A 23,150-nucleotide genomic window follows, 5' to 3' on the forward strand; every position below is an offset into this window, starting at 1 on the left:
TGTTTCAGAAAAGTCTCAGGAAACAAAAAATCGTACAAATATGCCGTATCCGCTCAGCCGGCGGACGGCTCCTCATTTAAAAGATACACGGACACCGCAGTCCCGTTCCCCTCTTTCGAGCGGATTTTCAGATATCCTGTCTCCCTGCTTAAGATCTCTCTTGTCAGATACAGGCCGATGCCGAGTCCTTCCGTCTTCGCCGCTTTCTCCTCCCGGAAGAACCGCCTGCACACGTCGTTGATATGTTCCGGAGAGATTCCGATGCCCTCATCCTCGACGGTAATCTTCGTGTAGATCTCCATCCGCTCCGAGCAGATTCGTATCCTGCTTCCTTCCGGAGAATATTTCACCGCATTGTCAAGAATATTAAAGAGCGCCTCCAGCGTCCATTTCTCATCGCAGGAAAGCACGGCATCCTCCGGGCAGTCGACTTCCGTGCAGATATGCTTTTTCTCCGCGGACACGGCAACGCTCTCCGCCGCGTCCTCCATAAGCTGTCTTAAGTCTGTCGGTTCCGGCCGCAGAGTGATCATGTTCTGCTCGAGCCTGGACATGCGGATCATGGACTGCACAAGGAAATCAAGCTTCGCCACCTGGCCTTTGAGAACCTCCATGCACCGCCTGCGCTCCTCCCCGGAAAGCGTCGGGTTCATCGCCGTGTCGCAGTACATCACCACATTAGCGATCGGAGTTTTGAGCTGATGGGAGATATCCGAGACGACTCCCTGTACCTCCAGTTTCTGCCGCTCGCTCTCCCTGGCCGCGGCAGCAGTAATCTCATTAAGATACTTCAGCTTCATCTGCGTCTTCGAGAGGAGCGTATCCTCATCAAGCCGGAACCCGGCCGTCCCTTTTCCTGCCAGCAGATCGTCAATACTGCCGCATACCGCTTCCGTATAGGCAATGTATTTTCTTCTCATATCCAGCCAGATCCCGGCCGCAGCTGCCGCAAGAAGCAGCACAAAAGCCAGGATCAGCATCACCCGGTACATCATCCGTTCTTCCTCCGCATTTTCCTGCCATTTTCATATCATTTTCCTGTCACGCCACAGACATTCCACCGCTATTCTCCAACCCACTGATATCCGGTTCCATAGATCGTCTTTATATAGGAATGTTCTTTATCTGAAATCTTGTTCCGCAGCCTGCTCATGAAGATCGTCAGCGTATGCTCGTCCACAAAATTTTCATCCTTGTCCCAAAGTTCTTCCAAAAGCACCTGCCGCGTCAGGACAATGCCCGGATTCTCACAGAACTTCCTCAGAAGCTTAAACTCCGTCGGTGTAAGCGTCAGTTCCCGCCCGTTCTTTAAGATCCGCCATGATTCAAAATCTATCTCCAGATTTCCGGTTCTGATCTGTTCCCGCTTTTCTTTCCCCGAGCGGTATCTCCCCAGCACGGCGCGCACCCTCTGCACGAGGATCTGCACGTTGAACGGCTTTGTGATATAGTCGTCCGCTCCCGCGGAAAATCCCCGCATCATGTCTTCATCCATATCTCTTGCCGTCAGAAAAATCACCGGAACGTCCTCCTCCGCTCGAAGCGCTTTTGCGAAGCCAAAGCCGTCTCCGTCCGGAAGATTTACGTCCAGAATAAGGAGATCCCATCCGCCGGACTTTACCATCTGCTCTGCCGTTTTCAGGTTCGGCGCGATTCCGGCATCAAATCCTGCCAGAGTAAGGTTGAGCTTCACTCCCTGGGCAAGGATATCGTCGTCTTCTATGATTAAAATGTGTTCCATTTCTGTTCCTCCATGATTCGTGCCTGTTTCTGCCGGCTCTTTGTCCCTGTCATCTCCACATTTCTGCTCCCGCCGGTTCAATGTTTCCCGCCCCGCGCTTGCCATCTCTCTGCTTTTCCTGTACACTGGTGAACTGAGATAAACATATATTCATTATCCAGGGAGAACTTCATGAAAAAACCGTTTAACTACGAGATTATATACAGCAGCCGCAAAACCGTGGCGATCCAGGTCACATCTGACGGCACGGTAAAAGTGCGTGCCCCCTACCGCTGTCCCCGCTCCTTTATCGATTCCTTTGTAAAAAAGCAGGAAAGCTGGGTGCTAAAACAGCTTGCAAAAGCCGAAGAGCGCCGCAGGAACCATCCGCAGGATAACCATCCTCCGCTTTCAGAAAAAGACCGGGCGCGCTATATGAAGATCGCCCGGGATATCTTTGTCCGCAAGACAGAGTATTACGCCCGGATCATGGGCGTCACCTATGGCCGCATCACGATCCGGGAGCAGAAAACCCGATGGGGAAGCTGCAGCAGCAGGGGCAACTTAAACTTCAACTGGCGGCTCATCCTCGCGCCGGAGGAAGTGCTCGACTATGTGGTTGTCCACGAGCTGGCGCACCGAAAAGAGATGAACCACTCCCGGGCATTCTACGCAGTGGTGGAGTCCGTGCTGCCGGATTACCGCAGGCAGAAGAAGTGGCTGCGGGAGAATGGACAGAAACTATGGGAGGCAGTATAATGTAATACCGTCTCCCAATATCCCTGTTTTCTGTCAGCTATCCTTTTCCAATCAGTACCTCTTTGCCGCGGAAGGCAAAGCCGTATCTGCGGATCTGCTCTGCCGGGATTCCAAAGCTGAATGTATTTACCGCCACGCGGTTCATATATACATTCATCGCCCGGAGATTATCCGCGAGCAGCGCTCTGAGAGCTGATCATATACGATCTGCTCGTCAATCTGGGTACGGATATGTCCGCCGCCAAGCAGTTCCTCAAACTGCATCTTAATTTCCGTGCCGCCCTCCCGGATCAGTCTGTCCGCCAGATGATTGGAACTCGTATTGGCCCAGTAAGGGCGTATCGTACTCATCCAGTAAAATGATCACCTTTTTGCCGTAATATTTCTGAAGATAACCGGAGAGCCGCCTCACATATTTTCTTCCGTACCTGGGAATAGGAGTTTTCCTTGATATCTGAAAAACTGAGTGTAATGACCGGATAAGTGCCCTGAAGTTTTCTGTATTCTTCCTCTTTCCATATGGCAAGTCCATGGAACAGTTCCCCGTTCTCGGGCAGTTCTGCCGAAAAGAAGTTTTTCAGCATGTCCATTGTCAGCGTCTTTCCAAACCTTCTCGGACGTGTGATCAGTGTGACCCGGTCCGCGCTGTCCCACCATTCTTTTATAAACGATGTCTTATCAATGTAAAATATATCATTCTTTATAATATCGTCGAACTCCTGATAACCGATCGATACCTTCTTCGCCATATCCTCACGCTCCCTTCAGCGCGGCAGTTCTGTCTCTTCTTCTGCTTTCGCAAGCTCCCCATACACATACGACACCGGCAGCCCGACTACGTTGTAGTAATCCCCGTCAATCCGGTCGATATACGCAGCGAATCTTCCCTGTATACCGTATGCTCCCGCCTTGTCCATCGGCTCTCCTGTGGCAATATAGCTGTCGATTTCCTCTTTCGTCATGGGATTGACATACACCTTTGTCCCGACCGCATGAACCGTCGTTCTCTTCTCTCCCCTGCTGTCATAATCGAGCATCGCCACACCCGTATACACCTCATGGCATCTGCCCTGAAGGTTTCTCAGCATCCGCGCGGCGTCCTTTTCATCTGCCGGTTTTCCGAGTATTTTGTCATCCAGCACAACGATCGTGTCCGCCCCGATAATGACCGTATCTCTCAGCCGTCCGCCCGCTGCGCCGTCTGCGTCTGCTGCTTCCGCCCCCGCTTTCCCGGATGACGCTGCGGCATCCGCCTTCTCTTCCTCCATCTCCGAGGCGACATTTTCCGCCTTCATAAGCGCCAGTTCTTTTACGATCTCCTCCGGAATATCGCTTGTATAGATTTCCTCTTTATTGCTGACTTTGACTTCAAAGTCCACGCCGATCTGAGAGAGCAGCTCTCGTCTGCGCGGAGAAGCCGAGCCCAGGATAATCCGTTTTTCTATTTTCTTCATATTACTTCCTCCGGGTACACCCGCATTATTTTTCCTCCTGCGGCGGACAGTTCTTTCTGTCCGCCTCCATGCCTCTTTTGCGGACACGGATTATCTGAATTATAGCACATCGAAGATGCTGATACAATTGCCGTACATACTGTATTATCTTCACGCCCGTCCTGAATGATCCGCACTGCTTCATCGAATAATATCATCGGATATATCTGAAAAGAAAGAGGCCCGGTTCAGCATGATATTTCCGAGTTTCAGGGACGAGTCCGCAGACAGTGTCTGCCCCCGTGTCATTACACGGATACGTGCCAGAAGCTCTTTCGGCGAAAACGGTTTGGTCAGATAGTCGTTGGCGCCGCTGTCCAGCCCTTCCACCTTGTCATCTATCTCTGACTTTGCCGTCAGGATCAGCACCGGGACCGTACACCCCCGGCTCCTTGCGCTTTTCAGCACAGCCAGTCCGTCCATCCCGGGCAGCATGACATCCAGGATCACTCCGTCATATTTTCCGGTCAGTATATATTCCAGGGCGCATTCCCGTATTTCCGGAAAATGCGCCGAAGTATAATAACCGCGCACACGCTTAGAATCAGTTCAGCCGCGAACTGCGCGTAGGCGATTCCGTAAGGCGGGAAAAAGTAATTCAGCAGGAACAGCGCGGGAATCTCCAGCACAATTTTTCTCACGACGGCAAATATAAGGGCATATTGGCCAAACCCAAGGGCCTGAAATACGCCGACAGCAAGAAAATCAATTCCCAGAAATGTAATTCCCAGACAGAATCCCCTCAGATATGCTGATCCATACATAATAATTGTCTGGTTTTTCATAAACAGGCCGATCAGCGGCTCTGCCCCAGCATAATATATAATGCTCACCGCCGCCAGAACCGGCACGATAATCTTGACGGAAAACAGGATGGCCTTTTTCATCCTGGCTCTGTCGCCTGACGCAAATGTATAGCTGACCAGAGGCATCACTCCCTGGGAAAATCCCATGGCAACCTGCATCGGCACCATATAGATCTTATATGTAATCCCCATGGCGGCCACCGCATCCGCACCGTACGCCGCCGTAAAATTGTTGAGAATGGTCATGCCGGTTACATTGAGCAGGTTCTGGATAGATGCCGGTATTCCGACTCCGCAGACTTCCCGCACAATATCTCTGCGCAGGCAGAACTTTCTCGGATCAATGCAGACAAACGTATCTCCTCTTTTTACATACAGCAGTACAAAAAAATACAGGCACGCCGCGCAGTTTGACAAAAACGTCGCAAGTCCCGCTCCCGCGGCCCCCATATTTAAGCCCCAGGGCAGGATGAAAAACGGGTCCAGGATTATATTGAGAAAACAGCCGCTCATTGTACCGATACTTGCATGCATGGAGGCGCCCTCCGACCGTACAAGATAGGCCAGCACCACATTCAAAATAGAAGGAGCCGCTCCAAAGTAAACCGTCCACATCATGTAACCGTGGGTGGCCGCACTGGTTGTCGCGTCCGCTCCTATAAGCAAAAGAAGAGGTCTGTTCAGCACCGCGCACAAAAGCCCGAACGCGATCCCGCATATGAGCGAACAATAAAAGCCGAACGCAGAGCTTTTAGAGACGGTGTCATAATCTTTCCTCCCCATCGCCCGGCTCATCATGCTGGAAGTCCCCACTCCGAAAAGGTTGTTTACCGCATTGAACGCCAGCAGAACCGGAGCCGCCAGCGATACCGCCGCGTTCTCCACCGGATTGTTCAGCATGCCGACAAAATAGGTGTCCGCCATATTGTAAAGAACCATCACAAGCGAACTGAAAATCATGGGCACAGACAGCTTTGCAACAGCTTCCGCAATCGGAGCGTTCTCAAACAACTGAATTTTATTACTGCTTTTTTTCATTTACACTCATCCTTTATTTCATTTTCGTCCGCAGTCCGGATTCGCCGCCTGCATCGTCCATCTCTTCCCAGGCTTTTCTGATCAGTTCAGGCTCTGCCATCAGCCGGTATGCCCCCATTGCCATGCACTCCGCGGCATAAAGCATTCCCTTCTGTCCGATACTCATGCCTGCCTGAGCGGTTGCGGCCCAGTGATGAAGCGGCGTCTCCCTGCACATGCACGCCGCGCTTAACATCACTGTTGGGACCGTGTGGCTTACATCTGACACATCCGTCCCGATCGCAAGCGGCACCGGTTCATCCTCCAGGGGCTCCAGCCCTGTGAAATAAGTGCCCTGATTGTCAAATCCGGCCTTGTCTGATATCTCCGCGGCAAACTTCAGCTCATCATCCGTATAGGAAGGTGTCGGAATCTTCTTCATCTCCCCGTAGAACACCTCCGCCAGAGTCCGGTTGACTTTCATCTCCTTATTGCACGTCACACGCTCGATCTCCACCTTTGTTCCGGTCATAATGGCGGCTCCTCTCGCACAGTCGTCCACCCGCCCGGACGTGTCTTTCGTCCGTTCCCACTTATTGGAGCGGATAAAATAGTTTGTGGAGGCGAAAGGCGGCACAATGTTCGCCGGTCCGTCCGTATTTGTATAAGTATAATGCATCCTCACATCATCCGCCACATGTTCCCGCAGATAATTCACTCCTACGTTCATCAGCTCGGCAGCGTCCAGCGCGCTTCTTCCCATCTCCGGATGTTTTGACGCGTGGGCTGCTGTCCCGTAGAATCTGTAATTTTTAATATCCTGAGCCTGCCAGATGTCAAAGCTCACCCGGTTGCGGTCGAAAGGATGCCACGTAACCGCGGCCGACAGATCATCGAATACCCCCTCCTCGTTCATCCGGATTTTCCCGACTACAATCTCTTCCGCCGGGCAGCCGTATACCCTGACGGTTCCCCTGAGTCCTTCCTCCTCCATTTTGTCCTTCAGGGCGCAGGCCGCCCCGGCACATGCCGTCCCGAGAAGGTTGTGTCCGCAGCCGTGCCCGCTGTCTGTTTTCCCGTCCAAAGGGCTGCTTTTTTCCGGCACAGGCTCCTGCCCGAGTCCCGGGAGGGCGTCATACTCCGCCAGAAAACCGATTACCGGCTCGTCATCTCCCCACTCTGCCAGAAACGCAGTCTCGAATCCCGCCAGTCCCCAGCGTACGGAAAATCCCTCTCCTTCCAGAAACTCCGCCAGCTTCCGGGACGACTTTTTCTCCTGAAGCGACAGCTCCGGATGGCAGAAGATATAATCTGCTGTTTCCTTCATCTTCTTTCTGATCTCGTCTCTCATTTTTCTGTTATCCTTCCTTTTCTTCTGTCCGCACTTTGCAGGGAAACACTCTCTGCAGCTTCTGTACTTATATATCTCTCTGCGCTGCTTCGATGATCTCTTTCGGGAATCCGGCAAATTCCAGAAGCTTCACCGCATTCTGGGATGTGGCAGGGCCTTCCATAATCTTATAGCTGAAGGCAATGTCATCTTCCCCGATCTCCTCACTGAAATGATAGTTCAGATACGCATCTCCAAGAAGCTCTGTCAGTTCCTTGTCATGTGTCGCCACAAGTGCGATGCAGTTCTTATCCTTCAGATATTCCAAAATCGCTCTGGACGCCCGGATCCGTTCTCCCGTGTTCGTTCCTCGCAGTATCTCGTCAATCGCACAGACCGTCACTCTGTCCTCGTTCAGATTATCCAGAATCCTCTTCAGATATCTGATCTCGCGGATAAAATAACTCTCTCCCGCCATCAGATCATCCTTTACCGCCATCGACGTGATCACTTCGGACTCCGGCATAACAAAGCGCTCTGCCGCACATGTATTGACAGACTGGGCAAGAACCCCGTTGAGTGCCACCGCCTTAATAAACGTTGATTTTCCGGAGGCATTGGATCCTGTGATCAGACAGCTTCCCGTAAGGTCAAGACTGTTTGCCACCGGATCTTCGATCAGCGGATGATAGGCCTCCTCCATCCGGATTCTTTTTTCATCGGCAAATTCCGGAGTACAGTACCACGGAAGGCTCTTTCTGAAAGAAGCAAGGCAGATCGCGACATCCAGTTCCCCGAGGTACCGGTATACGGCAAGATATGTCTCCGCATTTTTTCTCAGACGTCTGAGCACTTTATTATATGTGGTGATCTGGCACAGAGTGATTCCCATAATATAATCCGCCAGCACGCCAAGCGCGTCTCCGGAATCATGTCCTGCCCTCATAATGCTCAGAATATGGTAGCCCCGCATGACGCCCTTCAGTCCGCCGAGCTCTTTTTTCAGCTCGGGAAACAGTTCCGCTGTCCTTTTTCTTGCTGCGATCTTTTTTGCATTTTCCAGAATACTCACCGCGGTTCCGGCCATGGACAGCTCAATTTCCCTCTTCATCCGGAACCAGAAATAAACCGCCAGATTTACCGCGCACGCCACAAGGAAACTGCCTGCTGCCACGTCGTTTCCCACGATCACAATCGAAAGGAAAGACGCCGCCAGAAGCAGCTGCAGCCCCCGGTAGATCCACCGGTTATTGAGCTCATACATCTCGATTCCGTCCAGATAAGCCGGGATATAGTAAGAAGCGCTGTTCTTTCCGATCTCGCACAGAAGCCCCTCGGCTGCCTCGCGCTCCTTTTCGTCTTCCGAGAAAAATCTGATGCGTTTCTCCAGTATTTCCCGCTCCTCCCCGGACATATGATTTTTTCTCAGCTTCCAGTAAAGGATCTCCTCTCCCGCAGAAGTATCACACTGATCCATTCTCTGAAAGACCTCGTTCATGGACAGGTCGTTCCATGTCACATCATCCAGACCGCTTCCGTCATTTACAATGTCATAATAATTCCCGACCGCCTCATTCCAGTCACGGTTCTTCGGGATTCTGCCGAATTTCTCACGGATATACTGTCTCCTCTTTCGTCTCACATCCATGCAGGAAATAAACCATATGGCGCTGAAAAACAGGATGAGCACCAGAACTGCAGCCGCCGCTGAAAGCATAAAACCGTCCTCTCTTTCTTAACGCCGGCATACACCGGCGCTTCCCTTTTCAGATATATACTTTTTTCATTATATCATATTTTTCTGTTTCCGCACCCGGTCACAATTCTCAATTCTTCTTTCTTCCTGCCTATTGCATATGGGAATCACTTCCTATATAATGTTCTCACATATATCTTAAGGAATGGGAGTTATTCATATGGACGCATCAGTTCAGACAAAAAATCAGATCACCGAGGGGATCATATGGAGACAGCTTCTTATCTTCTTTTTCCCGATTCTGCTGGGGACCTTTTTCCAGCAGCTCTACAACACGGTTGACACAGTCATAGTCGGACAGTTCGTAGGCAAAGAGGCGCTGGCCAGTGTCGGAGGTTCCGCCGCCCAGGTTGTAACACTTGTGGTCGGTTTCTTCACCGGACTTTCCTCCGGCGCTTCCATCACGATCGCCCAGTTTGTCGGGGCAAAGGATGGAAGAACAGCCAACACCGGTCTTCATAATGCCTATGCACTCTCTCTGGCCGGAGGGATTTTTTTTACGTTTGCCGGAATTATCCTGGCGCCGTCACTCCTCTCGCTTATGAACACGCCTGCGGAGATTATGCGTGACTCCGTTGTGTATCTGCGCATATATTTTGCCGGCATTATTTTTGTGTTTGTATATAACATGGGATCGGCAATTTTAAGGGCGACCGGGGACTCAAAACGTCCTCTGTATTACCTGATCGTCTGCTGTTTTATCAACATCGTACTGGATATCCTCTTTGTCGTCGGATTCCGGATGGGCATCACAGGTGCGGCAGTGGCCACACTGATCGCCCAGGCTGTGAGCGCGTTTCTTGTCACACGGAGGCTGATGCGCTCCGACGGTCTTTTAATGCTTGCGCCAAAGGAAATCAGATTTGAAAAGAAAATGGCTGTCACCCAGCTGAAAATGGGTCTGCCGACAGGTTTCGAGGCTATCCTCTTCTCGATCACAAATATTGCCATCCAGTCCGCGGTCAACACATTCGGAACCGACACCGCGGCCGCCTGGTCTGCCTACGGCAAGCTGGACGCAATCTTCTGGATGATCAGTACCGCATTCGGAATCTCCATCACGACCTTTGTCGGACAGAATTACGGAGCCGGCAGAATGGACCGGGTGAGAAAGAGCACCCGCGTCTGCCTTCTGATCGATCTGGCCGTCTCCATCGTGCTTGTGGTCGTCATTATTGCGGCAAGAACTTATCTCTTCCGGCTCTTTACGTCTGATGAGAACGTAATTCAGATCGGCGCCGACATGCTTGTCCTGATTATGCCGTGGTATATCGTGTATGTTTTCATCGAAGTGCTCGCCGGGGCGCTCCGCGGCATGGGAGATGTGATCGTTCCTGTCGTTATCACACTCATCGGCGTCTGCCTGCTGAGAATCCTCTGGCTCGTCATCGTTATGCAGGTATCCCCGACGATCCCTGCGATCATCTTCAGCTACCCGGTTACGTGGACGACAACCGCGCTGGCTTTTATCGTGTATTGGATATGGAAAAACAGGAAGCGGGACGGCTGATAAAAGCCCCCGCTTCCTTTCTGTTTCTCTGTCTGCACATTTCTGATTTCTGAAGCAGGACCTGCCTGTAATGACAGTAAATTCCCGTCAGACATCTCTTGGCATCTCAATACACGCCTTGAACTGGTCGCAGTCAATCCGGATATCAAACTCCCCGCCCAGCGCCTTCACATAGGTACTGACGATTGCAAGCCCCAGGCCGTTCCCGTCGCCTGATCTGGCCTTGTCTCCCCGGGCAAACCGCTCCACGATATCCTCCTTTGTAAAATCCATTGGATAACCTGATGTGTTCGTGATCTCCAGGCACAGCTTTCCCGAAAGGTCCTTCTCCTTAGAATCCGCCCCTTTCACATACGTTTTCACAAATACTCTTGTCCCTTTCGCCGAATATTTCAGTGCGTTTTCCACCAGATTCTGGCAGATCCGGTAAAAGTAGGTGTTATCTGACACAAGTTCCGTGTTTTCCTCAGAAAGCTGCGTGACAAATTCCAGTCTGCTCTCCCTAATCCGGTCGTCCATGTCCGCAAAAATCTGCTCAATCATGCGGTTCAACTCAAACCTCTCCGGATGAAGCTCCACATTGCCGCTGCTCGCCTTTGCCAGGCTGAACAGACTGTTGATCATCTCCTTCAACTTCTCCGCCCGCTCCGAAATCACATCCACATAATCTCTCACCACATCGCTTAACTCTTCTTTGCGGATCAGCTCAAGATACCCGACGATCGATGTAAGCGGTGTCTTCAGATCATGGGAGACATTGGTAATCAGATCCACCCGGAGCTGATCGCTTCGCGAGACTTTCTCCAGACTTTTTCTCTCAATCTCCAGAGCAGCTTCCACTCTCCTCCTGTTGATCTGCGCCGCCTGATCCATCAGGGAGTCAAGCTGCTCCCTCCAGAACCGCTCCAGCGCCGCCCCTGTCACAATAAACTGAAACACCGCGGTAAAAATTGCGACATAGCCGGAAGCGTAGTTCCAGTACCAGCCACCCGTATACACGCCCCCGTCCATAAGGTATGACATATACCAGAATGCGAGGAGAAGCCCCGCCCCTCCCACGATACAGAGCCGCCTCTCCTGGCGCTTTCTTTTTTCCCTCCACTGTCCGTAGCTTTCCTCGTCGTCAGGAATCCAGCCGCCGGACTTTCTCTTCATCATCTCACCGGTAAATATCCAGTTTCCGGCTCCCGCGAATGCGTTGGCGAAAACTCCCAGAGTAAGAGCCTCATCTGTTATATAAGATCCATGATCCTGTATAAGCGTAAATAAAAGCATAAACCCGCACACGAGCAGCACGCCGCCGATCACGGCTCTGCGCTGTTCTTTCAGAAAATGTTTTGCCTTTTCAGCTGTATTTTCCCATTTTATAGCCAATTCCCCACACCACCTTTACATATCTCGGTCTTTTTGTATCGATCTCAATCTTCTCACGGATATGCCGGATATGAACCATGACCGTGTTCTCCACTGCATAGCTGGAAGCTTCGTTCCACACATTTTCGTAGATCTGCTCCGCGGAAAACACCTGCCCGGGATGCTCCATGAGAAGCTCGAGAATATTGTATTCCGTTGCGGTCAGCCGGACCGGTTCTCCCTCTACAATGACAAGCCTCTGCTTCTTGTCCAGCACAAGTCCTCCGTTTACAATTCTGTCGGCGTCCGGCTTCGGTGCCCCGCCTCCCCACGCGTGATACCGTCTCAGATGTGCCTTCACCCTGGCCATGAGTTCCGCCGGGTTGTACGGCTTCTCCACATAGTCGTCAGCTCCCATCACAAGCCCGGACACTTTATCGCTCTCCTCGGTCTTGGCTGACAGGATAATAACCGGAATCCGGGATTTTTCTCTCAGCTTCATAAGTGCGGAAAGCCCGTTCAGCCGCGGCATCATCACGTCCAGAAGGATCAGGTCGATCTTCTGTTTCTCCATCTCCTCAAGAGCCTGCATCCCGTCGTAGGCCTTCACCACCTGATATCCTTCGTATTTCAGAAGCTCGCTGATCGAGTACACGATCTCTCTGTTGTCATCCACTACAAGTATTGTCTCGTCCACCTCTGTCTCCCTCCTCTGTGTTTACACGATAACTATAATATCGCCGCCTTAACAAAACCTCAATGTAAATCTTAAAAATTTCTTAGCAAAACACAGCCGCCCGTTCCGAGTGCATCAGGGCAGAAAATTCCCCGTCCGGCTGCACTCACCGAGAGCGCCCGGACGGGGTTGTCTTTAATTTTCCGCTTATAAATTTTATATTATCGTATAGTCTGCCGGTTCAGCCCTATGCCAGATCGAGCCACTCAAGTTCTTCACTGCTCAGTTCGATGGAAAGCGCCTCAATGTTGTCCCGCATCCGTTCCTCCTTTGACGCGCTGACTACCGCAAATGTATTCAGCTTCTGCCGGTAAATCCACGCCATCGCGATCTGGGCCACCGTGCATCCCTTTTTCTCTGCCATTTCCTCGCATCGTTTCAGACGTCGGAAATTTTCTTCACACGCGTATGCTCTGTCCGCTTCGCTTCCTATGATCTCCCGGGCGTTCTCCGGGGCATCACTCTTTACTTTCCCGGACAGGAATCCATGCGCCAGGCTGGAGTAGGCGATTACCGGCATGCTGGTTTTCCGGTACCACTCCCTCTCCTCTCCGTTCAACGGGCCTGAAATCGAGATGCATCCGCCGCCCCACGGGTCATCCACCTGATCCGCAAGCCCAAACTGCGGACTGGACACAGTAAACGGAATCAGATTGTGCTTATATGCGTATTCGTTGGCTTCTTCTATCCGCCTGCATGTCCAGTTCGACCCGCCGAAAGCCCCGATCTTTCCCTCCGCATGCATGGCGTTAAATATCTCGACAATCTCACCTGCGTCCACTTCCGGATCATCCCTGTGCAGCAGATAGATATCAATATAGTCCGTGTGCAGATAACCGGAAGAAATTTCAAAATCTCTGCGCATCTCCCGCTCGTTCACCCTCTTTTTCCAGTCCGGCGTCGGATGTCCGCACTTGGACAGGATCACCAGTTCGTCCCTGTTTCCCCTCTTTTCCATCCAGTCTCCCAGCACCTTCTCCGCGCCCTTATATACTCTGGCCGTGTCAAACGCGTTGACCCCCAGGCCATACACCACGTCCAGGAGACCGCTTCCGTCCCCGCCGCTTAAAAACGGCTCCATCGCTGTCCCGAAAAAGATACGGGACACCTTTTTATCAACATATGGAATGTCTCTGTACTCCATTCTGATCTCTCCTTTTTGTTTGCTGTTTCTGTCACTTATCCGGCTGCTTCTGCATCATCCGCTCCGCCTGAGTAATAACTCTATTCCACCTTCATACTCCTCATCTCCCGCACAATAAAGATCACCGTCACAATGAATGCGATACTGTCCGCAACCGGTCCTGCATATAAAATTCCATCCAGCCCGAAGAAAAGCGGCAGAATAAGAACCAGCGGAATAAGGAAGATAATCTGCCTCGTCATGGAAAGAACCAACCCTTTGACAGGCTTTCCGATCGCTGCAAAGAAATTGGATGACAGAAGCTGCACGCCGTTTATAATTACCATAAACAGAAATATCCTCATAAACCGGATCGCAAACTCAAAGTACATCTCATCTCCTGTCCCGAAAAGTGAAATAATCTGATAAGGGAAAAACTGGAACAGGATAAATCCGATCGCAGACACGATCAGATTGCATGTGACTGCCAGCCTGTATGTCTTCTTTACCCGGTCATACTGACGCGCGCCGTAATTAAACCCGATGATCGGCTGTGATCCCTGGGAAAGTCCGATAATAATCGCCAGAAGAATGGCATTTGTCTTCATGACGATCCCGCAGGCGGCCAGCGGAATTTCTTTTCCGTAGACCGACATAGCCCCATAGTAAGTCAGCGAATTATTCAGAACAATCTGCACAAGCGTAATCGCCACCTGATTCAGACTGTTGCTCATCCCAAGCGACGCCGTCTGCAGACTTTCCCTCAGATCAAGCCCGATATCGCTTATATGTAAATCAATACTCTTAAACTTCCGGATATACGCAATGGCAAAGAGAAACGAGAAAAACTGGCCGATCACCGTCGCCCAGGCAGCTCCCGCAACGCCAAGATGAAAGACAAATATAAAAACCGGATCAAGGATCGTATTGATCACTGCTCCGATCAGCATGCATGTCATGGAATATTTCGGACTTCCGTCCGCCCGGGCAAGATTGCTCATGCCATTTGTCATAATCAGAAAAGGCATGCCGACCGCTACAATCCTCGAATACGTCTCCGCATACGGCATAATCTCATCTGTCGCTCCAAAAGCTGTCAGCAGCACCGGCATAAAAATTTCCACCAGCACAGCATAGACAATTCCGCACGCCGCCATCATCCCGATGCCGTTTCCCACTACCTTTTCTGCCCTGTCCTTCTGTCCGCTGCCAAGATAAAGGGAAAACCTGGACGCACTTCCGATTCCGATAAGCAGTGCAATGGCCAGACAGATTGTCGTCAGCGGATACGCCACATTCGTCGCCGCGTTTCCAAGATATCCCACGCCCTGTCCGATAAAGATCTGGTCTACAATGTTGTACAGGGAACTGACCAGCATGGCGATAATGCTCGGTATCGCAAAGCTTCTTAAAAGGGACGGTATACTCCTGTACCCCAGGGGATTTTCTTTTGTTTCTGTTGTCTGCAAGATACTCTCTCCTTTATATTTTCATCCTCATACGCCCGGCGCTTCTCCGGCGCAAATGCATTATACCCCCTGTCGGCCGGATTTTACAAGGATAATATTCCGTCAGAACAGACTCATCTGCTCATACTCTGTCCCGCATACAAGATCCTTCTCTGTCTCTCTGTGCAGAATTTTTTCTGTCTCTCTTTCGTCGAGGACCCATGCTTCAATCTCTTCCCTGTCAAGCATCAGCGGCATTCTCTCATGCACACGGGCTGCCGTTCCCTTTGCTTCCGTCGTCAGAATCACGAAATGATCTCCGTCCTCAAACCAGTTGAAGCATCCTGCCATAAAAAGAAGTCCTGCATCCGGGTCTTCAAAGGCAAACTTCTCTTTCGACGCATTCCACTCGTAAAATCCCTTCGCCGGGATTACGCAGCGCCTGTGCAGGACACTGTCTCTGTATGTTTTTTTCTCCAGAGCAGACTCCGCACGCGCGTTGATCAGAAGGCTGCCCTTTGAAAATCCCGGGAATCCCCACTTCATGTTCTCCACTTCCAGATGATTTCCGTGGGCACAGAGTACGGCCGCACTCTGGGAGGGACATATGTCTCCGGCGCGAAAGACCTCCCTGGCTTCCGTCATTTCTGCCCGGCATATTCTTCCCTCCGCATTTCCTGCCGCCGCATCTTCGACGATTCTTCCGATCTCTTCCCCGGTTCTCTCATCTATATAATATCTTCCGCACATACTCTGTCCCTCCCGGTTTTTCAGTCTTCCCAGCCTTCCCAGCTCAGTTTCCACCGGCATGATTCCGCATAATAATACAGGCGGAACAGGTACTCCCGGTTCCCATACACCACACTGCACCGGTATTCCTGTATGGGTCTTCCGCCGTAAGACTTCTTTTCCAGATTCACCACGTGAATATGGTCTATCTGACGTATGATTCCGTCTTCGTCTCTGTATTTTATCATTTTAGGCATCGCATTTCCAGTGCTTGTAAACCAGACGCCGCAGGCGATCTCCGTCTGCCGCCGGCTCAGTCTGCCGTCATCCGTATATCGTCTGCCTTCCGACGTTTCCGCGCCCATCTGTAACTCTCCTCTCTTTATCTTTCTCCTGTCCTCCTTATTATATCGAACATATGTTCTGTTTTCAAGTGGAAATATTACCCGGATATTTTTCTTAGGAAAACGTCAAAATATTCCAAAACATTCATAAAATGCTCTCTTTACAGCGCCTGTATCTTCAAATGCCTCTTCCTCTTCCAGAAGTTTTTTCAAAAATTCCGTCTGCCCTTCCGAAAGAGAAAGTTCCTCATGCCACGCCTGCCGCCCTTTCCCCTCATAACCTGAATAAAGAAGATACAGCAGCACATCCGCCGCTCTGGCATAATCCAGACTGTATCGGATCCCGTTCCCGTCCGCATAGCGCGCAAGCCCGAAATCGAGCAGCGAGATGTGCTCTCCGTCATCCGTTATATTGGCGATGCTGATATCTCCGTGCACAACACTCCGCCCGTGCAGATATTCGAGAATCTCAAACATCTGCGATCCGATACGCAGAACTTCGTCCGGCCCGAATACTTTCTTTTTGTCAAACAGCCAGCTTTTCAGCGTCAGCCCCTCTTTATATTCCAGCACAAAAAAATACCCGCTCCGGCTGTTGACCACCCCCAGAAGCTCCGGCACCGCCGGATGTTTCAGTCCGGATAAAATGACTGCCTCATAATGATTCTGAGTTCTGTTCTTTTTCCACATCCGGGTTCTGAACCGCTTCAGAACAACCTTCTTTCCTTCCGGATCACGGGCAAGAAAACAGACACCGTAGCGCCCCCTGCCAATGCAGGACACTACGGTGTATACTCCGATTTTCTTTCTCTGTCTGCGCAGATCCATCACTGCACCTTTGTTCCGCACTCTGAGCAGAATTTTGCTCCCGGCTGGAGCGGTTTCCCACAGTTTGGACAGAATGCCGCGTTTGACGTCATTTTTTCTCCGCACGAGAGGCAGAACTTTGATCCGGCCGGCACCGATGCTCCGCATTTCGGGCAGATCGCCTGCCCGGCCGATGCCGGTGTATTCGGCTGAAAATTCCCCTGATTCCCGTACTGCTGATTCGGGTATCCCTGGCCTCCGTAGTTCTGGTTCGGATACCCCTGTCCCCCGTAATTCTGATTCGGATATCCCTGGTTGGGATAGCCGCCGTACCTTTTATAGCTGCCTGATCCCGAAAAGCTGCTTCCCAGACCGGAGAGCATTCCGAAGAGACCTTTCTTTTTATAGTGGGTCCCTCCCATGTTCGGATCGGGATATCTTCTTTTGCTGCTGGAACGTGAAAAGAATCCGCCCATAAAACTGTTTCCTCCTGTGCTCTGATATAAGTTATATTAGTTATGTCTAATATAACCAACACCGGGCACCAGCGCAATACAGTTCCGTAAAATAACAGAATTTTCACAGATTTTTTTACATAGTGAACCTTCAATAATACAAAAACACCGGAAATGCAGAAACATTCCGGGATTGAAAGCCCCTCCGGCACAAATAAAGCGCCGGCGGAATGTTTTTCATTCAACATCCTGTCAGCGCTTCATTTTACCTATATTCTCCTGTTCTTCCATCTATGTGTACCTCTGATTTCTATTTCATCATACGGTACAGATTGTAGGCATTTCCGCTTCCGCTTGTCATCATCAGGCCGGATATCGACCTGTATCGGATTAAATGTATTCCCGACGAGATCACGGATGAACAGTTCCCGGAATATCTCTTTGTCTGTAAGCTGATGGAAGATATTACCCGCCTCTATCTGCGCAATGCACCGGCGTATCTTATGGAAGCGGAAGGCCTGATTATGCAGATACTGGCCCGCCTCATCCGGTCCTTCTCCATAAAGCCGGCCGCTAACGCATCCGCATCCGACCGTATGACCCTTGACCGCATCCGGAACGTCATCACTTATGTAGAAGATCATTTCCGCGAGCCCGTCTCTCTCCAGGACATTTCCGGTCATCTGGGGCTGGGTAAGGAATATTTCTGCCGTTTTTTCAAAAAAAATATGGGGATATCCTTCCTTCAGTATCTCAATGAAGTACGGATATACACCGTCGTCTGTGCGCAGGAAATAGAGATTCCGCAAATGCGCACTGCGCCCCGACACCTTTTCACATGTATTACTATTTTCACATGTATTATTACATAAAGAAAACCGCCGTCCCCGCGGCTCACAATGTCCGCAAAAACAGCGATTTTGAATGCGCCATCAGGGGCTCGAACCCTGGACACCCTGATTAAGAGTCAGGTGCTCTACCAACTGAGCTAATGGCGCTTGCCTGTATTTTTCTGCGTCGCTCTTTCTGACTGACGCAAAAGCTATTATAAACGAGACTTCAGCAAAATGCAAGCCTTTTTTTACATTTTTTCTCCTCTTTTTTATAATTTCTTTACTTTTATGCCGGATTTTGCCTGTTCCGCATCCTTTTTTCATTCTGCCGGCGGGGAAAACCTGCCGGCAGCGCCCCTGCATTCTCCGGGTTTTCCGCCGAACATACGCGCTCAGCATTTTCTGCATCCGGAATGAGGAACATCATGGTCTGCATTTAAAATCTTGCAGACTTCCGTAAATGAGCTGCGTATGCACAGCAGTTTTCTGTTCAGGCACGGCCTGCGGTAGCACAATTCCTGCACACAGTTTTTCCAGCACTTTTTTCTCACAATATCCACCTGCTTTATCCGGCGCCGCCTGCCGCGGCACCGTTTCCGGAATTATTACAGTATATGCAGAATCTCCCGGTTATGCTCTTCACTCCGCTCTCTTCGTTCATTCCCGCACCGGCTTTTCATTCCCCTATTTCCGCACCGCAGTCAGCTTATTGATAGGGTTGCCTCTGCCCGCGAACTTCTCCTCGTACTCCGTCTGGATATTATCTTTGTTCATCTCTTCATTATGATGCAGGTCATAAGTAAAGTTCGTGAGCATCCAGCCCGCCTCTTTCACCTGCTCCAGTGAAAAGTTGAACAGTTCCGTATTATCCGTCTTAAATTCCAGCACGCCGTCCGGCCGCAGCACCTTTTCATACCGCTCCAGAAATTCCGTGGAAGTAAGTCTTCTCTTTGCGTGTCTTGCCTTCGGCCACGGATCGGAAAAGTTCAGATAAATCCGGTCCACCTCATTCTCGGCAAACACTTCCTCGATGCGTCTCGCATCCATACAGACAAAGCGGACATTCTGCAGATCCTTAAATTCTTCTGTATCGAACTTTTCCACCGCTCTTAATAACACGCTGGAATAGCGCTCAATCCCCACATAGTTGATCTCCGGATGAAGCTTCGCCATCTGCAGGATGAACTGGCCTTTTCCCGTTCCAATCTCAATCCGCAGCGGATTTTTATTTCCAAACACCTGACCCCAGCATCCCCTCTGATCTTCAGGCCGTTTTATCACTGCTTTGTGCGCACGGATCGTTCCGTCCGCCCTCGGTATATTTCTCAGTCTCATAGACAGACCTCCCCTTATTTAAAAATGAACTTGCCCCGATCCCGGAGAACCGGCACTTTGTTCTCTTTTATCATAACACGGGAACAAATACAGGTCAAAGCGTTCCTGCTCATAAATCACAACAGTTCGTCCATAGAACTGCATAGAACTGCTGCGATATTCTACACGATCTTAACTTGCTTTTTTCTATAAATGGTGTATGATAAACATATTAGCATTTTCTTACAAACAGGAGGCTGATTATGGACTCTATTGTAAACAAATTGACGGAAATCGAGGATGCCGCATCTGCCATCGTCCGCCATGCGGAAGAGCAGAAGGAAGTCCTCAACAGAGAATACGAAGAGAAGCGCCGCGTCTTCGATCAGGAACTCGAAACCAGCACACAGAAGCGGCTTGATGACATCCAGAGAGGGCTTGATATAAGGATCTCTTCTCTGCTGAGTGATCAGAGCGACTCCGGAGCCGAGACTCTCTGGGCTCTCAGAAAAGATTACGAAGAAAAGCATACCGAATACGCACACGAGATATTAAAAAGAATCACCGAGGTATAGCCTATGGGAAACTTACTCGAATACAGCGGAATCGTGACAAAAGTCCGTGCAATGGAGGCAAAGCTTCTGAAACCGGAGCAGTTCACCGAGATCGCCAACCTCCAAAGTGTCCCGGAGATATACGACTATCTCAGGAGCAATACCGCTTATGCCGGTATTCTGGACACGCTCAGCGAGGATCAGATCCACAGGGGAAATATCGAAAAGGTGCTGACCCAGTCTCTGTATCATGACTATACGAAGCTGTACCGTTTCTGCGGGCAGAAGCAGCGCCGTTTTATGAAACTGATCATGAAGAATTACGAGATCGATCTGATCAACTACTGTCTGAGGATCGTGATCAATCATTACAAAAAGCCTTTTGATCTTGATTATAAGAAGCCATTTTTCGACCGCTATTCGCAGATCTCGATTGAGAAGCTGATCACTTCGAGGACAACTGACGAACTTGTCGAAAACCTGAAAGGCACCGAATACTACGCACCGCTTCAGAAGCTTAAGGACGCACAGAATATCACGCTGTACGACTACAATCTTACGCTGGATCTGTATTTTTTCACTTCCACATGGAAAGAACAGAAGAAGGTGCTGAAAAAACCGGATCTGGAACTGATTATGCGGGAGCAGGGCTCCAGAATCGATCTGCTGAATCTCCAGTGGATCTACCGCGCAAAGAAGTATTATAATATGAAACCCGCGGATATTTATCTTCTGCTCATACCGATCCACTACAAGCTCTCCACAGACCAGGTCAAGGAGATGGTGGAGGCGGACGGGCTCGAAGCGTTTGAGACGGCCGTCGCGAGGACGACCTACGCCCGGCACTATAGTTTCCGTCAGAAACTGACGACAGAGCAGATGTATACGGAGTGCCTGCGGTATCTGTACAAAGTCGACCGCAGACGCAACCCGTATTCGATCGCAGCGATCAACACCTATCTCTTCCTTAAAGAAGAGGAACTCAAAAAGCTGACCACCGCCATGGAATGCGTACGCTACAGCTTAAGCCCGAGCGAGACCCTGGCATACATTGGAGGTAGAATACAATGATCGTAAAAATGAAATTCATCAACATCTCCGGCCCGCGCGGTGATATTGACCGCGTGACTGACCTGTATCTCTCCCGCTATGAGATACAGCTTGAGTCCGCGCTTTCAGAGCTGAAAACCGTGGACAATTTAAGGCCCTTTGTGGAGATTAACCCCTACCGCGACGCACTCGCCAAAGCCGAGGAATTCGTCGGGTACCTGCCTAATGCGGACGAGGTTGCTCCGGACACCTCCCTCGGGCTCAACGACATGTTCGAGCTCGTGCGGCAGGCCGGAGAGGACTATCAGTCCATGCAGGAGAAAAAGGAAAAACTGAAAAAGAAAATCGAGGAGCTTCGCGCAAAGCAGCAGCTCATCGCTCCTTTCCGCCCGGTGGAGTGTGATCTTCACCGCGTCCTGAACTACCGTTATATCACCTATCGTTTCGGACGGATCGCAGCGGAATTCTATCAGAAGATGCAGAAATATCTCATGGATGATCTGACTGCCATCTTCGTGGAAGGGGAACACGATGAGAGTTTTGTGTACGGAGCTTATTTTGTTGCTCCCTCCGAGGCCCAGAAAGTGGACGCGGTGTTCCGCTCCCTTCACTTCGAGCGGATTGAGCTCCAGGACGAATTTGAGGGTGCTCCGGCGTACGCGTATCAGACGCTGGGAAGCGAGATCGCCCGGATCAATCTCGAGATCGAAGATCTGGACAGACAGGCAGGAGAGATGCTCTCCGACCGGGCTCCCCAGCTCGTGGCTGCCAGAAACCGCCTGGAAGAGCTCTCAAACAACTTCGACGTGCGCAAGCTTGCCGCGCGGATGGAGGAGGACAAAGAAGACTACTACATTCTCTGCGGCTGGATGGCGGCGGACGATGTGGAGAAATTTACAGAAGAGATAAAGGACGATGACAAAGTGTTCGTCGTCGTGGAAGATGACCATGACGCCTATTTCGGAGAGCCCCCGACAAAGTTGGAGAACCCGAAGCTGTTCCGGCCCTTTGAGATGTTCGTGCAGATGTACGGGCTCCCGGCCCACGACGAGATGGACCCCACGGTTTTCGTAGGGCTGACCTACTCGTTCATATTCGGAGCCATGTTCGGCGATGTCGGGCAAGGACTTCTGCTCCTTCTCGGAGGCGCTTTAATCTACCACTTTAAAAAGGCGCCCCTTGCCGGAATCATCGCTTCAGCCGGTGTGTTCTCCACGATATTCGGCTTCCTCTTCGGAAGTATCTTCGGATTCGAGGACGTGATACCCGCGCTGTGGATCCGGCCCATCAACCACATGACCACCCTTCCCTTCCTCGGGAAGCTGAACACTGTTTTTATCGTTGCCGTAGCATTCGGAATGCTGCTCATCATGGTTGCGATGGTTCTCCATATCATCAACGCCTTAAAGAGCAAAGACGTCGGGGCTGCGTGGTTTGATCCGAACGGACTTGCCGGACTTATCTTCTACGCGGCGGTTGTCGCAGTGATTATTCTGTTTATGACAGGCAGGCCGCTCCCCGGCAGCATCGTCATGGCGGTGATGTTCGGTGTTCCGCTGATTGTAATGCTCTTCCGTGAGCCGATCACGCATATGATCGAAAAGCGTACCGAAAAGATGGAAACAGGCAAAGCCATGTTTCTTGTACAGGGATTTTTCGAAATGTTTGAGACACTGCTCAGCTATTTTTCCAACACGATCTCATTCATCCGTATCGGCGCCTTCGCAGTCAGCCACGCGGCCATTATGGAAGTCGTGCTCCAGCTTGCGGGCGCGGAGAGCGGAAATCCCAACTGGATCGGAGTGATCGCCGGAAACCTGTTCGTATGTGCCTTCGAGGGACTCATCGTCGGCATCCAGGTTCTCCGACTGGAATATTACGAGATGTTCAGCCGTTTCTACAAAGGCAGCGGCCATGCATTTGATCCTTATACCAAGAAAAGCGCAAAGAAAAAGCAGAAATAAAGTCTATGCCCTGCAGGGGCAAATTTCAGAGAAATCAGGAGGATTATAC

Annotated in this window: 24 protein-coding genes and 1 tRNA gene; 6 read left to right on the top strand and 19 right to left on the bottom strand. The window is 50.8% G+C overall.

Annotated features, from left to right (window positions below; genetic code table 11):
* Positions 1 to 53: 53 nt before the first annotated feature.
* Positions 54 to 995 carry a sensor histidine kinase gene (locus LKD70_RS00980; protein ID WP_227706188.1) on the bottom strand — a complete coding sequence of 314 codons (942 nt, stop codon included), beginning with the start codon at positions 993 to 995 and terminating at the stop codon, positions 54 to 56.
* A 68-nt stretch (positions 996 to 1,063) separates the two neighbouring features.
* Positions 1,064 to 1,741, bottom strand: coding sequence for a response regulator transcription factor (locus LKD70_RS00985; RefSeq protein ID WP_227706189.1), 678 nt, complete (start codon positions 1,739 to 1,741; stop codon positions 1,064 to 1,066).
* A gap of 171 nt (positions 1,742 to 1,912) precedes the next feature.
* Here LKD70_RS00985 and LKD70_RS00990 point away from each other — a divergent pair, with 171 nt between their 5' ends.
* Positions 1,913 to 2,479 carry a M48 family metallopeptidase gene (locus LKD70_RS00990; protein ID WP_227706190.1) on the top strand — a complete coding sequence of 189 codons (567 nt, stop codon included), beginning with the start codon at positions 1,913 to 1,915 and terminating at the stop codon, positions 2,477 to 2,479.
* Between the two features lie 153 nt (positions 2,480 to 2,632).
* Here LKD70_RS00990 and LKD70_RS18580 read toward each other — a convergent pair whose 3' ends face one another.
* From LKD70_RS18580 to LKD70_RS01020, 7 genes are all read right to left on the bottom strand, one after another.
* Complete coding sequence (locus LKD70_RS18580; RefSeq protein ID WP_320442570.1) at positions 2,633 to 2,830, bottom strand: hypothetical protein; 198 nt, start codon at positions 2,828 to 2,830, stop codon at positions 2,633 to 2,635.
* Positions 2,827 to 3,228, bottom strand: coding sequence for an AAA family ATPase (locus LKD70_RS00995; RefSeq protein ID WP_320442571.1), 402 nt, complete (start codon positions 3,226 to 3,228; stop codon positions 2,827 to 2,829). Before LKD70_RS00995 ends, LKD70_RS18580 begins: the two co-directional genes overlap by 4 nt.
* A 15-nt stretch (positions 3,229 to 3,243) precedes the next feature.
* Positions 3,244 to 3,933: a Maf family protein gene (locus tag LKD70_RS01000; protein WP_227706191.1), complete on the bottom strand. Its 690-nt coding sequence runs from the start codon at positions 3,931 to 3,933 to the stop codon at positions 3,244 to 3,246.
* Positions 3,934 to 4,113: 180 nt separating this feature from the next.
* Complete coding sequence (locus tag LKD70_RS01005; protein WP_407690871.1) at positions 4,114 to 4,422, bottom strand: response regulator; 309 nt, start codon at positions 4,420 to 4,422, stop codon at positions 4,114 to 4,116.
* Positions 4,423 to 4,439: 17 nt separating this feature from the next.
* Entirely contained in the window at positions 4,440 to 5,816 is a 1,377-nt protein-coding gene (locus LKD70_RS01010; protein ID WP_227706192.1) for an MATE family efflux transporter, read from the bottom strand.
* Between the two features lie 13 nt (positions 5,817 to 5,829).
* The gene (locus tag LKD70_RS01015; RefSeq protein WP_227706193.1) at positions 5,830 to 7,146 is read right to left on the bottom strand and encodes an amidohydrolase; all 1,317 of its coding nucleotides are present in this window, start codon (positions 7,144 to 7,146) and stop codon (positions 5,830 to 5,832) included.
* A 67-nt stretch (positions 7,147 to 7,213) separates the two neighbouring features.
* Positions 7,214 to 8,842, bottom strand: a complete 1,629-nt coding sequence (locus LKD70_RS01020) for a MutS-related protein (RefSeq protein ID WP_227706194.1) — start codon at positions 8,840 to 8,842, stop codon at positions 7,214 to 7,216.
* Between the two features lie 199 nt (positions 8,843 to 9,041).
* Here LKD70_RS01020 and LKD70_RS01025 point away from each other — a divergent pair, with 199 nt between their 5' ends.
* Positions 9,042 to 10,391: an MATE family efflux transporter gene (locus LKD70_RS01025; protein WP_227706195.1), complete on the top strand. Its 1,350-nt coding sequence runs from the start codon at positions 9,042 to 9,044 to the stop codon at positions 10,389 to 10,391.
* Between the two features lie 87 nt (positions 10,392 to 10,478).
* Here LKD70_RS01025 and LKD70_RS01030 read toward each other — a convergent pair whose 3' ends face one another.
* From LKD70_RS01030 to LKD70_RS01065, 8 genes are all read right to left on the bottom strand, one after another.
* Positions 10,479 to 11,765: a sensor histidine kinase gene (locus tag LKD70_RS01030; protein ID WP_227706196.1), complete on the bottom strand. Its 1,287-nt coding sequence runs from the start codon at positions 11,763 to 11,765 to the stop codon at positions 10,479 to 10,481.
* Complete coding sequence (locus LKD70_RS01035) at positions 11,737 to 12,441, bottom strand: response regulator transcription factor (RefSeq protein WP_227706197.1); 705 nt, start codon at positions 12,439 to 12,441, stop codon at positions 11,737 to 11,739. Before LKD70_RS01035 ends, LKD70_RS01030 begins: the two co-directional genes overlap by 29 nt.
* A gap of 226 nt (positions 12,442 to 12,667) precedes the next feature.
* Positions 12,668 to 13,624, bottom strand: coding sequence for an aldo/keto reductase (locus LKD70_RS01040; protein WP_227706198.1), 957 nt, complete (start codon positions 13,622 to 13,624; stop codon positions 12,668 to 12,670).
* Positions 13,625 to 13,704: 80 nt separating this feature from the next.
* Complete coding sequence (locus LKD70_RS01045; protein WP_456115002.1) at positions 13,705 to 15,075, bottom strand: MATE family efflux transporter; 1,371 nt, start codon at positions 15,073 to 15,075, stop codon at positions 13,705 to 13,707.
* A 99-nt stretch (positions 15,076 to 15,174) separates the two neighbouring features.
* Positions 15,175 to 15,861, bottom strand: a complete 687-nt coding sequence (locus tag LKD70_RS01050) for an SOS response-associated peptidase (protein WP_227706200.1) — start codon at positions 15,859 to 15,861, stop codon at positions 15,175 to 15,177.
* Entirely contained in the window at positions 15,822 to 16,145 is a 324-nt protein-coding gene (locus tag LKD70_RS01055) for a hypothetical protein (protein WP_227706201.1), read from the bottom strand. The genes LKD70_RS01050 and LKD70_RS01055 overlap by 40 nt, the downstream gene beginning before the upstream one ends.
* 105 nt (positions 16,146 to 16,250) lie before the next feature.
* Positions 16,251 to 16,952, bottom strand: a complete 702-nt coding sequence (locus LKD70_RS01060; RefSeq protein ID WP_227706202.1) for a serine/threonine protein kinase — start codon at positions 16,950 to 16,952, stop codon at positions 16,251 to 16,253.
* On the bottom strand, positions 16,952 to 17,407 hold the full coding sequence (locus LKD70_RS01065) for a zinc ribbon domain-containing protein (protein WP_227706203.1): 456 nt from the start codon (positions 17,405 to 17,407) through the stop codon (positions 16,952 to 16,954). The genes LKD70_RS01060 and LKD70_RS01065 overlap by 1 nt, the downstream gene beginning before the upstream one ends.
* A gap of 575 nt (positions 17,408 to 17,982) precedes the next feature.
* Between LKD70_RS01065 and LKD70_RS18665 the strand changes: the two genes are divergently transcribed.
* Entirely contained in the window at positions 17,983 to 18,258 is a 276-nt protein-coding gene (locus LKD70_RS18665; protein WP_227706236.1) for an AraC family transcriptional regulator, read from the top strand.
* Positions 18,259 to 18,311: 53 nt separating this feature from the next.
* Here the strand turns inward: LKD70_RS18665 and LKD70_RS01075 are convergent.
* Positions 18,312 to 18,384, bottom strand: a tRNA-Lys gene (locus LKD70_RS01075).
* Between the two features lie 519 nt (positions 18,385 to 18,903).
* On the bottom strand, positions 18,904 to 19,554 hold the full coding sequence (gene trmB / locus LKD70_RS01080; protein ID WP_227706204.1) for a tRNA (guanosine(46)-N7)-methyltransferase TrmB: 651 nt from the start codon (positions 19,552 to 19,554) through the stop codon (positions 18,904 to 18,906).
* A gap of 242 nt (positions 19,555 to 19,796) precedes the next feature.
* On the opposite strand from trmB, the gene LKD70_RS01085 reads away from it, so the two are divergent.
* Genes LKD70_RS01085 through LKD70_RS01095 form a run of 3 tightly spaced genes read left to right on the top strand, consistent with a single transcriptional unit; the run spans position 19,797 to position 23,101 of the window.
* Positions 19,797 to 20,108 (top strand): hypothetical protein, encoded by a 312-nt coding sequence (locus tag LKD70_RS01085; protein ID WP_227706205.1) that lies wholly within the window; start codon positions 19,797 to 19,799, stop codon positions 20,106 to 20,108.
* A 3-nt stretch (positions 20,109 to 20,111) separates the two neighbouring features.
* Positions 20,112 to 21,158, top strand: coding sequence for a V0D/AC39 family V-type ATPase subunit (locus LKD70_RS01090; RefSeq protein ID WP_227706206.1), 1,047 nt, complete (start codon positions 20,112 to 20,114; stop codon positions 21,156 to 21,158).
* Positions 21,155 to 23,101 (top strand): V-type ATP synthase subunit I, encoded by a 1,947-nt coding sequence (locus LKD70_RS01095; protein WP_227706207.1) that lies wholly within the window; start codon positions 21,155 to 21,157, stop codon positions 23,099 to 23,101. The genes LKD70_RS01090 and LKD70_RS01095 overlap by 4 nt, the downstream gene beginning before the upstream one ends.
* Positions 23,102 to 23,150 lie beyond the last annotated feature (49 nt).

The organism is Ruminococcus turbiniformis (assembly GCF_020687545.1).
In the GTDB taxonomy this organism is placed as follows: Bacteria; Bacillota; Clostridia; order Lachnospirales; family Lachnospiraceae; genus Mediterraneibacter; species Mediterraneibacter turbiniformis.